Genomic DNA, 14,162 nt, shown 5'->3' with positions numbered 1-14,162 from the left:
GGCTACTTCTGTCCGGCCGGGTCGCCGTGGGGGCGAGGCAACGGCGTGAAGTGTGTTGTCAGGTAGTTGATGTCGGCGTCGGTCACTAGGTAAGCCCGGACCCGCGCCACGGTGGTGGTGCCTTCGGTGAGCACGTAGCCGACCCCGGGGGTGTGATCGGGGATGTCTTCGCACCGTGCGCCCTGATGGTGCGCGGCACTCGACAGGATCATCGCGGTTTGGGTGGATTCGGTCATCCGCAGGCCGACCCGGATCGGGAACAGTTGGCGCAGACTGATCACGTCTTTGGATGGGTCTTGCACGGCGGCGATCACGCACACCCCGACCGCACGTCCTTGGGACAGCAGTAGACCTAGGAGTTGGTCGACCTCGTTGCGTTGTTTGCGGTCGGTGACGTAGGCGGTGAGGGTGGCCAGCTCGTCGATGAGCACCACGATGTGGGGTTCGGCCCGGCTGGGCCGGTGCTGGCGGGTGGTGCCGCGCAGCCGGTTCGCCCGCGCCAGCATCGTGGCGGCGGTGTCGCGCAGGACCGACAGGATGTGGTCCTGGTCGTGGGCGAACCGTTCAAACAGCGGTGCCGCCGCCCCGAATTCCATCCCGCCCTTGGGATCGATGCACCGCACCACCACGAACCCGGAGCGGATCGCCGGTCCCAAGCCCGCGACCAGCGACCACATGACGCTGCCCTTCCCGGCGCCGGTCGCCCCGCCGATCAAGATGTGACGTCCCGTGACGGGCAGCGTCCACGGTGTGGCGTCCTCGGTCACCCCCACCGCCACCGGAGCCAACGTGGGTCGGGTGTCGGGCCGGGGTCGGGGCAACGGGATCGGTGCCACCAGAGCGTCGTGGTGGCGTACCCGCACCACGATGTCGCGGCCCCGCCCCGCATCCACTGGTCCGGCGGTGATGACGACGGTGTGGGCGCCGAACGCTGCTGCCAAACCGTCAGCGGTGGATTCCCACGTCTTGGCCGATTGCCCGACCAGCAGCCGCACCACCAGGATGTCGACGCACGCGCCGATGCGGACCTCGCGCAGCGTCGGCAGCACCGGGTCAGCGCCGCGGTCCCCGCGCGGGCTGATGCTCAGGCCGTGATGCTCGCAAATGGTGCGCCAGCGCCGCCGGTACACCAGATAGGCGCGGCGGTAGTCGGCGACGGGCCGCCCGACGCAGTCCTGGTAGGAGTCCGGCCAGCCCAGCCGCCACCCCCACACCAGCACTGCGGCAAGACCCCCGACGACGCAGGCCCACCGCAGATCGGCGAGCGCGGCAGTCACCACGGTCACGGCGATGACGGCGGCCAGGTCGGGCCATCGCAGCGCGAACCGCCACAGCCCGATCCCGGCGAGCCCGACGGCGCCGACGAGGAGGTCGCCGAGCCAGTCGTCGTGCTCGGTTCCGTTGCTGCTCTTGCGGTTCGATGCCACGGTGGTGTCGTCCTCTCCGAAGACGTCCGCGCGGAACGCGTCCAGGATGTGGTGAACGGGGGTTTACGCATGGGTGTTTCGTCGGTGCCTGCCGCGACAACGGTGGCCTTCGCGGCAGGCGCCAACGACGGGGGTCAGGGGGTCGGTTTGGTGCCCGGCGCGGTCGGCCGGCCGGTTCCCTCTGGGCTACCGGTACTCGCGGGTGAACCGACACCGAGTCCGGCGGCCGACGCCCCGGCCGCCCGGATGGAGGTGGACCGGAACGCCACCCCGGAGCGGTCGCCTTGGGACCACGGGATCGCGATCAGCCCCTCCACGGTGATGGGTTCGCCTACCCGCACCGCCGGTTCACCGGCGACGGTGACGGCCAGGACCTCACCGCCGGCACTGTCGAGGGCCATCACCTGGACCTGAAAGAGCACCGCCCCGGTCTCCTTGTCGATGCGTGGTGCACCGGTTTCGTGCACGGTCCGCTGCTCGGCGGCGCGGGTGCAGAAGAACTGCACCCCGTTGGTGTCGATCCGAAGCCTCATGTGTCGCAATCCCTTTGCTCGATGTGTCCGGCCGCTAATCGGGCCGTAATGACCACTTCAGCCGGACATCCAGGGCATCGGAACCGCATCTTGGTGGCATCTTCAGACATCTGCGTGCCACACTTCGGACAGCGCATCGACATCTACGGTGAGCGGGATGTCACAGGCAGTAAGGGGGCAATCGGGTGGTCGGGAAGGACTCGGGTTCGCCATCGCCCCACCGCGCTCTTCGTCAGCGCATGACCCAGCACGGGATCAGCGTGCAGGCGCTCGCCGACAGCGTGGGGGTCGACGCGAAGACCGTTGAACGGTGGTTGTCCGGCACATCCGTCCCGTATCCGGAGAATGCGCGCCGCGTCGCCGAGGCCCTGCAGTGTGAGCCAGCCGAGCTGTGGCCCGACCTGTTCCCGATGCTGACCCCGCCCAGCGCGGGCACCGTCGCGGTCAGCGTGTACGCCAGTCGCGCTGATGTTCCGGTCACCGTGTGGACCGAACTCTTCGGCGCCGCCCGCGAGCAGATCGACATCCTGGTCTACGGCGGCACGTTCCTCTTCGACGCGATACCGCGCTTCCACAAGTTGCTCACCGCGGCCACCGAACGCGGCGTGTCGATCCGGTTCGTCATCGGTGACCCCGACTCCGAGGCCGTCGCGCAACGCGGCGAGGAAGAGGAGATCGGCTCCAACCTGGCCGGGCGCTGCCGCATGACATTGGCACGCCTGCAACCACTGTCAGGCACGACGGGACTGGAGATCCGCACCCACACCACGCCGCTGTACACCTCGATGTTCCGCGCCGACGGCACCCTCATCGCCAACCCGCACCTCTACGGTGCCCCCGCCAGCGACAATCCCGCCCTCGTCATCCGAGCCGATGATGCACCCGAGTTGTGGCACGACCACCTGCTCGCCTTCCAACGAGCCTGGGACACAGCACAACCCATCCGAACACACACCCCCAACTCAGCTAGTGGAAGGACGACAGATGGCCCGCACTGACCACTACAACGATCCCGACGCGCCACCGGCCAACAGTGTCGTGCCGTCGACCACCGCCGTCGTGATCGACGACCAGGCTCGGATCGTGCTGATCAGACGCCGCGACAACGACCTGTGGGCATTGCCCGGAGGCGGGATGGACCTGGGCGAATCGATCGTCGACTGCGCCGTACGCGAAGTGAAAGAGGAAACCGGACTCGACGTCGAAGTCACCGGCCTCATCGGCGTCTACACCAACCCACACCACGTGATGGCCTACACCGACGGAGAAGTCCGGCAACAGTTTTCGCTGTGCTTCACGACCAGACTGGTCGGGGGCACCCTTCTCATCGACTCCGAAAGCACGGACATCGCCTGGACCAGTCCCGACGACATTCCCGCGCTGACCATGCACCCGTCCATGCGGCTACGCATCCAGCACTACCTTGAGCACCGCGCCGCCCCCTACCTCGGCTAGCAGAGCAGGCGCTACCGTCGTCTTCTCAGCCGGTCAGCGCGTCAACCCGAGCGACCGCAGCCAACAACAACGGCCCCGACAACGTGATCGCCCGATGAACCGGATCGTCCTCGCCGTACCGCGACAAGATCTCGCCGAGCCGATCATCAGCAGCCACCGGCGCGCCGTCCGGTCCGGTCGTCATGTCCGCACACGTCAACACATCCAGCAAGAACTCCGGCGGCACCGCGAAGTCAGCCAACTCCGCGGACAACCCACGTTCACGCGCTTCGAACACCGCCCCGGTGTGATAGGCCACCAGCGACACCACCAGTGCCGGGAAACCCTCCGCGCGCACGAACATGGCACCGTCGATCGCGTGACATCCCGTCGACCGCACCGACGGCGAATAGCCGACATCGTGCAGCCACGCCGCCGCCACCACCGACTCCGACTCCAAAGGACCGATCCGCTCCACCAGTCGCTCAGCCGCACCCGCCACGCCGCGGACATGCGCCAACCGAGTCGCCAACGACGCGAGCCGCACCTCAGCCAGCCGCCGAGCCCGCACCTTCAGCACGCCATCCATGAACGCCAGACTACCGAGCAGACCCTGCCCCAGCCCGACCAGCACACGCCGTGGCGGCTCCCGTCCGCTGGCGCTCCCGTCCGCCACCACGGCCTACACCAGATCAGCCACCCAGGACGACCACGACGCCAGTGCTCACACCCGCGCTGTGAGAACTTTCTTTACTGTTATCGAGTGCACTGTGCTTCGCAGGTGGGCCAGTTCGTGGGTCTGGTCGTCCTCGGCACATCGACCTCCGCGTCGGCCTAAACGATCACCGCTCTGATGGAAATGCCGTCAACCACGTCCCGGGCCTACCAGTTGGTCAGCAGCAGGCTGTTGATGGCCAACGCGGCTAGCGCCTGGACGAGTAGCCACCACCGCTGAGTCCGTAGCGGCAGGGTGGCGGCGGCGACGGTCAGCCACACCGCGAACGGAAGCCAGATGCGTTCGGTCTCGGCTTTACTCATCTGGCTCAGATCAGCGAGCACCAGTGCAGCGAGCATTCCGACGACGAGGCAGGTGATCGGGTCTCGGGCGCGCAGCCGCGCGGCCGTCAGGACCCGGTTCAGCGACGCCGGGACCGCCAGCCCGACAGCGCAAATCAGCGACGCCCAGTTCGCCCACCCCCAGTAGGCGAACGGTCGCCTTTGGGCGATGCCCTGCCAATAGCGGACTTTCACCAGCTCGTAGCCGTCGAGCCACCAGAACCCGGACACGGTGAACACGGCGACGACCGCACTGATTCCGATCAGAACTCCAGGCAGTGGGCGGAGCGTGCGCGTGGTGATCAGGATCGCGACCATCGGAACCGCCAAGAGCACCAGTCCGTAGCTGAGGTAGAGGCACGCACCGAGGGTGACGCCGGCCGCCAGCGCGTAACCGTGACGGCTGACGCCGGTGCGGGTGGCTGCCAGCGCCACCCAGACCAATTCCCACGCGGCGACCCCGGCGAACAATCCGTCGCCCGACACCCCGATCCACACCGCCGCAGGGGTCAGCACCAGAAACGGGGCGCACCGCCGGGCGGTCTCAGGGTTGGTCAACGCGGCCAGGGCCACCAGGATGGCCGCCGTCGCGCTGGCGCCGACCACGATGCACACCACGGCGGCCCACGTCGGGCCGCCCAGCCCAACACGGTCCAGCGCGAGGAACACCAGCAGGGCGCCCGGGGGATGCCCGGAGGTCTGCGTGGTCCACGACTCGGCCTGGCCATCCACGATGTGACGGGTGAATTCCGACAGGAACGGTCCCAGGCTTTTGACGCGGGGGATCTCGTAGAGATACTCATCGCGCGAGGTCAACCGGCTGGTGATGCCGCGGGTCCAGCCGTCGATCATCGCCAGCGACACGATCCACGCCACCGACGCGGCCCACGACAACGCGGGCAGTAACCGCCACGACACCGACCGGGCGACACGTGGACCAGCGACGATCACCCAGGCGCCCACCGTGACCGCCATCGGGGTTCCCCACCCGATGTGCGGCTGCCACCACGCGAACAGCGGCGCCCCCGAACCACCGAAGTCGTGAAACACCCCGGCGCTGTCGGTGGCCACCGGTGTCATCCACCCAAGACGGAGACTGGCGACTACGAACGCCGCCGTCACCACCGCAGCAGCGGCCAACGCCCACCGCACGTCACGGCTGACCCCGCAGTCGCGGCGTGCAGCTGGCCCTAGAGCGGTGTCGGGACCATCGCCCGCTGCAGGGGCCGGTGGATGAACCATTGGCAGGGACACCCCCTGCGGCGCCGCTGCGCCAACCCGCCGCAGTGACCTCAGTTGCATCGGCGGCCACACACCCGGACACCGACTGCCACCACGAGCAGCACCCTGTCCAGAATCAGCCCGTAACCGTTTGCGCGCAGGCTAGAAATCGGGCGGCCCCCGACCCCACACCGGGGTGCAGTGCCACCCCGGCGAGAGCGCGATACCAGCGAGCGAGCGTGCACGACGAACCCTTCACGACAAACGATTGCTAGTCATGGCCCGCTGTTGGACCATCCCGATGCTCCGGCGCGATAGACCTCGTTTGCGGACACTGAACGGGCGTGGGGCATGAGTGGTTCACGAAGACTCCCAGCGCCGCCCGAAGCGAGGCGGGGAGCGCGGCTGATCGTGTGTCGCATTATAAACCATCACCGGAGGCGGTAGGCCTCGATTCGGGGCGATTGCCCTGCACGGCAGCGCAGGGTGTCGCCCCGGAGCACTGGCCTTGCTTGCCGGAGCCCTGCACTGTGTGCTGCGATGCCTGCCGGGCGACCGGGGCTCGGCAATGTGTTTTTGCGCGGTGACGGATTTAGAGTTTGCTAGGCGGACGTCGAAGGTTTATGTGAAGGTCGCGTGGGTATTGACAATCCATTGACCCGCCGCGGCCGCGGCTTGCGCACCGTGAAAGGGCGAGTCCATGTTCGAGAAGGCCTTCATCAGGAACGCGATCAACCACAGTTCGGAAAACCCTCTCGAGCGGCGCCGGTTCCTGCGAGCCGCCGGTCTGAGCACCCTGGGCGCGGGTGCGATGGCGATGACCAGCGCCGGAACCGCCTCCGCCGCACCTGCCATCTCCGATGGCGCCATCCTGAACTTTGCGCTCAACCTCGAATACCTCGAGGCCGAGTTCTATCAGCGCGCGGTCTACGGCCAAGGCCTACCCGACAACCTCGTCGGCGGTGTCGGCACACCCGGCCCCGTTTCCGGTGGCCGCGCGGTCCCGTTCTCCGATCCCGTCATCCGCGGCTACGCCCAGGAGATCGCCGACGACGAACGCGAACACGTCGCGTACCTGCGCAGTGCCCTCGGGTCGGCGGCCGTCGCCCGCCCAGCCATCGACATCGACGCCAGCTTCACCGCCGCCGCCCAGGCCGCCGGGCTGATCCAGCCCGGGGAAACGTTCGACGTCTACGCCAACGACCAGAACTTTCTGCTCGGCGCCTTCGTCTTCGAAGATGTCGGCGTCACCGCCTACAAAGGCGCCGCCCCCCTGATCTCGAGCAAGACGTTCCTCGACGCGGCCGCCGGGATCCTCGCCGTGGAGGCCTACCACGCCGGCATCATCCGCACCTCCCTGTACAACATGGGTTTGCAAACCTCCGCCGATGCGATCTCCAACGCCCGCGGCAGCCTCGGCGGCGGCAAGGACCAGGGCATCAGCGGCCCCAACCTCATTCCCGCCGACGGCAACGGCATCGCGTTCGGCCGCACCCCCGGCGAGGTCCTCGACATCGTCTACCTGAAAAAGGGTGCCAGCGCCGGCGGATTCTTCCCCGCCGGCGCCAACGGCGACCTCAAGACCGGCGGCTGACGCAGCCCCCCTCGCCCATCCGTCCGCCACCCCTCCGTCTTGCTTCAGATCCCGGTGGTACTGACTCTCGACGTCGGTGCCGCCGGGACGAAGCGCCGGGCACCTGCGGCACATCTGTGTCCGACACTGCGGATCATCTAGGAGAACGAGTGCTCCCGGCCCACGACCCGGTATTGCCCGCGGCGACGTATCGTCCACACTCCGATCTCACCACCCCCGTCCGTCTCCGACCAGGTGACGCTGAGCTTCGTCGCTGCGCCTCTCCTGGGGTGAGCGCTGTGCGGAAATGCGACTCCGCGTGACACTGCGTGGCACGGACCGCCGCGGTGATGACGAGCTGACCGCCCCGCGGCGCGACGGAGCCGGGTGCCCCACCAGTCATTCCCTGCGGCCCTGGCCGTCATCGGTAGTCGCCACTGCCGAGGGCACCGCCAGCGCCCCCACGGTGGACCTGATCTATCGGGCAGCGGCACGCGGGGCTGACTGCTGGGCGCGCAATCACCACGGACAGGTCCGAGACCTGCCCATGACACGGTGGTTCGCCGGACCTAACACCACCACCGCAGACCAGGTCGCCGACGATCACATCCTCGCGCACTGCTCCGAGCGTCCCACTCTGGACGTGGGGTGTGGCCCCGGACGATTCACCGCTGCTCTGCAGCGCCGCGGACACGCGGCACTCGGGGTGGACACCTCACAGGCCGCGGTGGACTTGACCCGTGCCCGCGGCGGCACCGCGCTGCGCGCAGACGTTTTCGGGCCGTTGCCTGCGGAGGGCTGCTGGGACCACATCCTGCTCGCCGACGGCAACATCGGCATCGGCGGCGACCCCGTTAAGATCTTGAGGCGCGTCGCAGACCTGCTCGCCCCTGGCGGTAGCGTCATCGCCGAAATCGATTCCCGCTCACCGTTGCCAGGTCGGGAAATGCTGCGCTGGGAGACCGAACACCAAGTGGGGCACTGGTTTCCCTGGTCGCGTGTCGGTCCCGGCGAACTTCGTGTCATCGCCAACACCGCAGGACTCAACGTCGCCGAGATCGTCGACATCCACTCCCGGATCATCGCGGTACTGACCGTCTAACCCAGGAGAGGGCACCCGGTGGCCACCCAGAACCGCCCCGCTGCACGCACGCGGACATCGACGAGTCGTGTGGGCGAACCACGGGGCGTCACCCGGCGGGCGCCGATTCTACCGGCGCAGCGGGTGCCGAATCGTGATGCCGCAACAGTGTTTTCGCGCCGTAGCAGAGGGCACTGATCAGGTAGAAGGCCGCGGTGAGAAGAATCCACCGGGTCAAATAGGGTGCTTGGGTGAGTCCGGTGGCGGCGGTGAAGGCCGGGCCGCCCTGCTCGATGATGCCGGGCAGGAACATCACCAGCAGCAGACCCGCGGCCAGCGTCGGCATCCGCAGATAGTTGATCAGCGGTACGGGCCCGGGCACGGACCCAGTTGCCTCAGAGTGCTCGACGGAGGGCCTCGGCGTTCGTGACAACAGCCGGTCGGCGAGCGCGTACAGCGGGAAGAGGATCAGGTCGTGCCCGATCACCGCCACGGCGAACCACACTGCGATGGACTGCCACCACACCATGGGGTTGACGAGCTGGCTCACCCCGAGGACCGCGACGGTATAACCGGCGAGCGCCAAAGACCCCAGCACAACGATGAGATGCCCCAGGCGTGCGCCGTAGAGCCGGTGCGCCCGCTGAACCGGTGTCGGCATGTCAGGTGTCCCGGAAGTCGATGGCGGCCACCCATTTGGTGTTGTGCACACCGGGCAGCGCTGGGACGATGACGCGGGCCGGGTAGCCGTGATCTACTGACAGGTCCGCCCCGTTGACCTTCAACGCCAGTAACGCATCGGGATCGGTGACCTGATTTCTTTGCAGGACGGCGTGATTGAATGCTCCGGCTTTCTCCAGCGAGGACACCATCGCCGAGCCGGGTCGGGGGCGACCGGCTGCGGCGGCCAGATCGGCGAGCCGGACCCCGGTCCAGGTCTGCACCGTGGACCACCCCTCGACGCAGGCGATCGGCAGCACCGCGGTGTGTTGCGGCATCGCGGCCAGCGCGGCCCGGTCCAGCATCACTGGGTTCGGGCCACCCGACAGTTGCAGTCGCCACCCATCACCGGTGGTGGCCGGGTCGATGCCGGCCGCGACGGCGGTGCGGTTGATCTGAAAGTCGGTGGGTCCGTTGCCGTAGCTGCGGCCGCGGGGCAGCAGCAGCGCGGCGGGCCGGGTGAACCCACCGAGGGTCTGTCCGGCGGTCAGGACCGCGATCAGCAGCGAACCGCCGCCGACGACGGCCAGCGCGCCGCGGCGGCTCAGGGTGGGCGGATCGGGGTCGGCGGCGACGAGGCGGTCCTCGTCCATCGGTTCGGGTTGGGTGTCGGCCCGCGAGGTCGCCAGGACGCTGCGCAGCGACCGAGAACGCAGGCTGCGCCACATCTTCGGCAGTTTGAGGCAGACGTGGGCGAGGAACCCGGCGATGAACACCCACGCCCCGAAGTAGTGGGCGGTGTAGAAGCTGAACCCGAAGATGTAGTCGTACTGGATGTTCAGCAGACCGGTGACGATCTCGAACAGGATCCCGCCGACCAGCATTAGCAGCGAGATCCGTTCCAGCACCGCGGCGATCGAGCGGGCCGGCGGCCAGATGAACAGCCGCGGGATCACCGACCACAGCTTGGCCAGCACCACCGGAATGATGATCAACCCCAGACCGACGTGCAGACCCTGATTCAGCCGGTACAACCACGACGGCCGGGTCGGCCAATCGAAGGACGGCAGCTTCAGCCACCCCACCTCGGCGGGGATGGCTTGGCCGAACTTCGGACCGTAGGCGATGTAGGACAGCAACCCGGTCAGGATCACGACCGGCAACACCACCAACAGCACCGACCCGAACACCGACGTTAGCCACGGCCCCCGCAGCGGGCTGCGCCACCGGATCTTCGACAACCCCGGCGGCGGATGCTTCTCCAGCGTCCGCCACGCCCCGGCCGGGAAGCCGTAGCCGCCGAGATGCTCCTCACCATCGCCGTCGGGTTCTGGCTCCGGATGTGCGGCTGGGTCACCCGCCGCCGTCGGCTCCCGAGGTGGGGAGGTGTCACCCGGCGGCGGTCCAGAGGTCGTCATCTCGATGACCTTACGTCCGTAAAGAGGCGATCAACGAGGAACGTCCGCGACCGAAGGTGGGGGTCCGACTAATCGATGTCGATAGCCCGGCGTCGGAGTCATTCTGATCCGTGCGGGTTCACGACCGCGGCAGCTCCGGCGTGAGCAATGGCCGATCCGGCAGCGTTCGCAACCAGCCGGTGCGCCACAACGCGCAGTTTGGTATTGGTGCGCCAGGACTGCTCGCGCAGCATCGCGAACGCCGCATTCTCATCGAGGTGGTGCCGTGTCATGAGAATGCCTAGGGCCATTCCGATTTGGCGATCGCTGTCCAGTACCGTGCGCCAGGTTCGTTCCTGCTCAACGACGCCGATCAGCGGCCGGGCGGGCGGTGGTACCGGCCCGGGTGGGGTTGTGGTTGTTGGATTCCTGGACATCACTTGCGACCTGGCCGGCAACGGCGCGCAGTCAGCATGAACGCGTAGGACGGTGTGCAGTCCGGTCAGCTGCAGTATCCGCAGCGGGTGGGAGGGAACTTCAACCAACTGCAGTGATCCCGTTGAGGCGGCGGCGTCCTGGTGGAGCTGGACGAACAATGTCAGTCCGGCGCACCCGAGGAACGTCAGCCCCGACAGGTCCAGGACGAGGCGGTATCCTTGGGAGGCTAGCGGGCGCAACCACGAAGCGAAGTCTGGCGCCGTCGCGGCGTCGAGGCTCCCGGTGATCGGCACGATCAAGACCTGTTCGTAATCGGCACCGCGCCATCGGGATGGGTGCACAGCGACTGTGGCTGCGCTGCACCCGATCCCTGCGGCGGTGGGTGGTCTCGTCTGCGGCATCGGCGGCGAGGCCCGAGGGTGGGGTGGGCAGCCGATCCGGTCGACCGGTGCGTTGGCCAACATGCGGCTCTCGGACGGGCCGTAGGGGGTCGTGATGGTGGTCATGGTGCTCCCTGGCGGGGGTCTGACCAAGTAAGCCCGGCTGCGAGCGGATGTGCTCACCGCGACACGGACCGCGGCGGAGGGGCGGTGTCACTGGTGCGGGCTGGCTATGTCCAAGCCGTCCTCAACGTAGCCCCCCGGACCGGGGTCGTCTACCCGGCTCGGCCACCGCTGAGGTGGCCATCTTGGCTGCACTGAGGGCAGATGCACGGGCATCCTCCGGACGGCGCCGTCATGGAATCGTCAGATGGCGAAGGCTGGCATGGCGGTGAGGCCAGTGACGACTATAGAGTGATGTCCACGATGGACGGTGGCGAAATGCGGGTGTCCGGTCCCGGTGAGGGCGATCGCGCGGGTTCTTCGATTGACGCGGCGTCGACCGGACGGGACGTCGCCGACGACGAGGACGATCTGGCGGGCGGGCTCGCTGGGATGTCACTGTTGGTGGCGGGCAGCCTGCCGCTGAACGACCTTCTGATCCGGGTGGCGAAGTTCGCGGTCCGGGCGACCCCCGGCGCCGATGGAGCCGGGGTGACGATGCACGAGGATGGTCGCTCGGCCACGGTGGTGGCCTCGGCGCCGTTCGTCCACCAGATTGACGACATCCAATACGGTCTGGGTGAGGGCCCGTGTGTCAGTGCCGCCGCAGAGCGGCGCACGTTCAGGTCCGGAAATCTGGGTGGGGAAACCTTGTGGCCCCGTTTCGGCCCGCGGGCGGGACGCCTCGGGGTGCATAGCGCGTTGTCGTTGCCCTTGCTGCTGCCCGATCGGGTGGTGGGGGCGATCAACGTGTACGCCAGCGCTAAGGACGCCTTCGACGAGCACGCCGCGCAACTCGGTGAATCGTTCGCCGAAGCCGCCTCCGTCGCGGTGCACAACGCCAAGCTGCTCAACGCGGCGCAACGCCAAATCGAGCAACTGCAGACCGCCCTGGTCAGCCGGGCAGTCATCGATCAGGCCATCGGCATCATCATCAGCCGCAGCGGCGGCACCGACGCCGAAGCATTCGCCGCACTGCGCGCGATCAGCCAGAAGGAACACACCAAGCTCGCCGACATCGCCCGCGGCGTCGTGGACGGGGCCACGCGGCGCGCCCGCGCCCGCCGCACCGACGGCGACACCTGACCGGCAGGACGCACAGCTCGCTATGCGTAGGCCCGACACGATCAGAGTGGTTTGATGGATGGATGATGACGGTCACCAGGCGTCGCGCCCGCTTCGTGGGGCGCGCTCGCCGATGAGCGGTGCACAGCGGGTACGGGACGGCTTGAACGCCGCCCTGGCCGGGCGCGGGGGCAGTGACCTCGCATCGCGGCTGTGCGGGGCGTGCGTGGACCTACTGGCCGTCGACGGGGCTGCGCTATCGGTGATTCACGACGAGTCCCTGCGCGGTTCGCTGGGCGCGAGCAGCCCGTTGAGCCACGAACTCGACGAGTTGCAGTTCACCTTCGGGGAGGGCCCGTGCCTGGACGCAGTCCGCAGCAAGGCGCCGGTACTGGTCGGTGATCTAGATGACGCTCAGGCGCGGTGGCCGGCGTTCGCGGCGGCGGCGATGGGGCGTGGGGTGCGGGCAGTGTTCGCGTTGCCGGTGTCGGTGTCGGGCATCCCGGTCGGCGCGCTGGATCTGTATCGGACCGGCACCGGCGACTTGGACGCCGCCGAATTGACCAACAGCCTGATCGCGGCCCAATTCGCGGCACTGCCGTTGCTGGACGTGATGAGCGGCGACATGGACGCCGCCGTCGACGACGATGGCAGTGCCGCCTGGGACGCGTTGTCGTCGCTATCTCGCACGGAGGTGTACCAGGCCACGGGCATGCTGATCGCTCAACTGGGGGTGGGTCCGCCCGAGGCGTTGGTGCGGCTACGCGGTTACGCGTTCGCCCACGACATGACCGCCAGCGAGGTCGCCTGGGAGATCATCGGGCGCCGGCTGCGCCTCGATGACGATCGGAACGACGAATCGTGATGCCGCACAGCCGGGAACGCGACATCGTCGCGTCTTTCATCAGCTTCGCCGACAGCCTCGTCGAGGACTACGACGTGCTGGACCTGGTGACCCGGTTGACCGAGGACTGCGCGCGGCTCTTGGACATCACGGCGGCCGGTCTGCTGCTCGCCGACGCCCGCGGTGTGCTGCACCTCTTCGCCGCGACCTCCGAGGAAGCTCACGAGCTGGAGATCTTCCAGCTGCAACGCGAGGAGGGGCCGTGTCTGGACTGCTACCGCGGCGGCGGCGCCATCAGTGTCGCCGACCTCGCGGCCGAGTCGGCGAGGTGGCCGCGGTTCGTGGCCGCGGCCACCGAATCGGGCTTCGCCTCGGTGCACGCCATCCCCCTGCGGCTGCGCGACGAGGTGTTGGGCACGTTGGGGTTGTTCGGCGCCGCCCCGGGGGCACTGAACCCCGAGGACCTGAACCTGGCGCAGGCGCTGGCCCACGTCGCCACCATCGCGATCCTTCGGCACGACACCACCGTCAGCAACGCTGTGACGCCGCGACTGCAGGCCGCGGTGAACAGCCGTGGTGTGCTGGACATGGCCAAGGGGGTGCTCGCCGAGGTCCATGGACTGAGCATGGCCACCGCGTTCGCCCGGCTGCGTGACTACGCCCGAGGCCACCATCAGCACCTCTCCGAGGTCGCGGGCATCGTGATCTCTGGAGATCCCGACATTCGTGGCAGCATGCTCGCCGACCTCGGCTCCGCGATGACCCGACACCGCAGTACCCCCACCAGCTGATCCGGCCGCGGTGCTCCCGGCTGGACGGCTCCGTTGAGCTTGGTTAGGTTGGAGGCGGTTAGGAAATAGCCAGCCTGCACCGGCGACACCGCACTCACTG

At 68.0% G+C, this 14,162-nt stretch carries 14 protein-coding genes; 7 read left to right on the top strand and 7 right to left on the bottom strand.

Features of this window, described 5'->3' with window-relative positions; translation table 11 throughout:
* Positions 1-2 precede the first annotated feature (2 nt).
* Positions 3-1,427: a type IV secretory system conjugative DNA transfer family protein gene (locus tag QUE68_RS16780; protein WP_286274159.1), complete on the bottom strand. Its 1,425-nt coding sequence runs from the start codon at positions 1,425-1,427 to the stop codon at positions 3-5.
* 134 nt (positions 1,428-1,561) lie between these two features.
* Positions 1,562-1,960, bottom strand: a complete 399-nt coding sequence (locus tag QUE68_RS16775) for a hypothetical protein (RefSeq protein WP_284229843.1) — start codon at positions 1,958-1,960, stop codon at positions 1,562-1,564.
* Between the two features lie 239 nt (positions 1,961-2,199).
* Here QUE68_RS16775 and QUE68_RS16770 point away from each other — a divergent pair, with 239 nt between their 5' ends.
* Positions 2,200-2,958: a helix-turn-helix domain-containing protein gene (locus QUE68_RS16770; RefSeq protein WP_286274158.1), complete on the top strand. Its 759-nt coding sequence runs from the start codon at positions 2,200-2,202 to the stop codon at positions 2,956-2,958.
* On the top strand, positions 2,945-3,415 hold the full coding sequence (locus tag QUE68_RS16765) for an NUDIX hydrolase (protein WP_284229840.1): 471 nt from the start codon (positions 2,945-2,947) through the stop codon (positions 3,413-3,415). The genes QUE68_RS16770 and QUE68_RS16765 overlap by 14 nt, the downstream gene beginning before the upstream one ends.
* Positions 3,416-3,440: 25 nt before the next feature.
* On the opposite strand, the gene QUE68_RS16760 is transcribed toward QUE68_RS16765, so the two are convergent.
* Complete coding sequence (locus QUE68_RS16760; protein WP_284231431.1) at positions 3,441-3,983, bottom strand: HD domain-containing protein; 543 nt, start codon at positions 3,981-3,983, stop codon at positions 3,441-3,443.
* A 293-nt stretch (positions 3,984-4,276) separates the two neighbouring features.
* On the bottom strand, positions 4,277-5,530 hold the full coding sequence (locus tag QUE68_RS16755) for a hypothetical protein (RefSeq protein WP_286275850.1): 1,254 nt from the start codon (positions 5,528-5,530) through the stop codon (positions 4,277-4,279).
* Between the two features lie 841 nt (positions 5,531-6,371).
* Between QUE68_RS16755 and QUE68_RS16750 the strand changes: the two genes are divergently transcribed.
* Both QUE68_RS16750 and QUE68_RS16745 read left to right on the top strand, forming a co-directional pair.
* Positions 6,372-7,265 carry a ferritin-like domain-containing protein gene (locus tag QUE68_RS16750; RefSeq protein WP_284229836.1) on the top strand — a complete coding sequence of 298 codons (894 nt, stop codon included), beginning with the start codon at positions 6,372-6,374 and terminating at the stop codon, positions 7,263-7,265.
* Positions 7,266-7,563: 298 nt separating this feature from the next.
* Positions 7,564-8,346 (top strand): class I SAM-dependent DNA methyltransferase, encoded by a 783-nt coding sequence (locus QUE68_RS16745; protein ID WP_286274157.1) that lies wholly within the window; start codon positions 7,564-7,566, stop codon positions 8,344-8,346.
* Positions 8,347-8,434: 88 nt separating this feature from the next.
* Here QUE68_RS16745 and QUE68_RS16740 read toward each other — a convergent pair whose 3' ends face one another.
* The 3 genes from QUE68_RS16740 to QUE68_RS16730 form a co-directional block, all read right to left on the bottom strand.
* Positions 8,435-8,986 (bottom strand): hypothetical protein, encoded by a 552-nt coding sequence (locus QUE68_RS16740; RefSeq protein WP_286274156.1) that lies wholly within the window; start codon positions 8,984-8,986, stop codon positions 8,435-8,437.
* 1 nt (position 8,987) lies between these two features.
* Positions 8,988-10,403 carry a molybdopterin-dependent oxidoreductase gene (locus QUE68_RS16735; protein ID WP_286274155.1) on the bottom strand — a complete coding sequence of 472 codons (1,416 nt, stop codon included), beginning with the start codon at positions 10,401-10,403 and terminating at the stop codon, positions 8,988-8,990.
* A 98-nt stretch (positions 10,404-10,501) separates the two neighbouring features.
* Positions 10,502-11,326, bottom strand: a complete 825-nt coding sequence (locus QUE68_RS16730; protein ID WP_286274154.1) for an anti-sigma factor antagonist — start codon at positions 11,324-11,326, stop codon at positions 10,502-10,504.
* A gap of 291 nt (positions 11,327-11,617) precedes the next feature.
* Between QUE68_RS16730 and QUE68_RS16725 the strand changes: the two genes are divergently transcribed.
* From QUE68_RS16725 to QUE68_RS16715, 3 genes are read left to right on the top strand one after another with little or no spacing between them, the layout of a single operon-like run.
* On the top strand, positions 11,618-12,448 hold the full coding sequence (locus QUE68_RS16725; RefSeq protein ID WP_284229828.1) for a GAF and ANTAR domain-containing protein: 831 nt from the start codon (positions 11,618-11,620) through the stop codon (positions 12,446-12,448).
* A 58-nt stretch (positions 12,449-12,506) separates the two neighbouring features.
* On the top strand, positions 12,507-13,292 hold the full coding sequence (locus QUE68_RS16720; protein ID WP_286274153.1) for a GAF and ANTAR domain-containing protein: 786 nt from the start codon (positions 12,507-12,509) through the stop codon (positions 13,290-13,292).
* Complete coding sequence (locus QUE68_RS16715; RefSeq protein WP_286275849.1) at positions 13,292-14,062, top strand: GAF and ANTAR domain-containing protein; 771 nt, start codon at positions 13,292-13,294, stop codon at positions 14,060-14,062. The genes QUE68_RS16720 and QUE68_RS16715 overlap by 1 nt, the downstream gene beginning before the upstream one ends.
* The last annotated feature ends 100 nt before the right edge of the window (positions 14,063-14,162 follow it).

It is taken from the genome of Mycolicibacterium sp. TUM20985 (assembly GCF_030295745.1).
Taxonomy (GTDB): domain Bacteria; phylum Actinomycetota; class Actinomycetes; order Mycobacteriales; family Mycobacteriaceae; genus Mycobacterium.
This window is presented reverse-complemented; position numbering and strand designations above follow the sequence as displayed.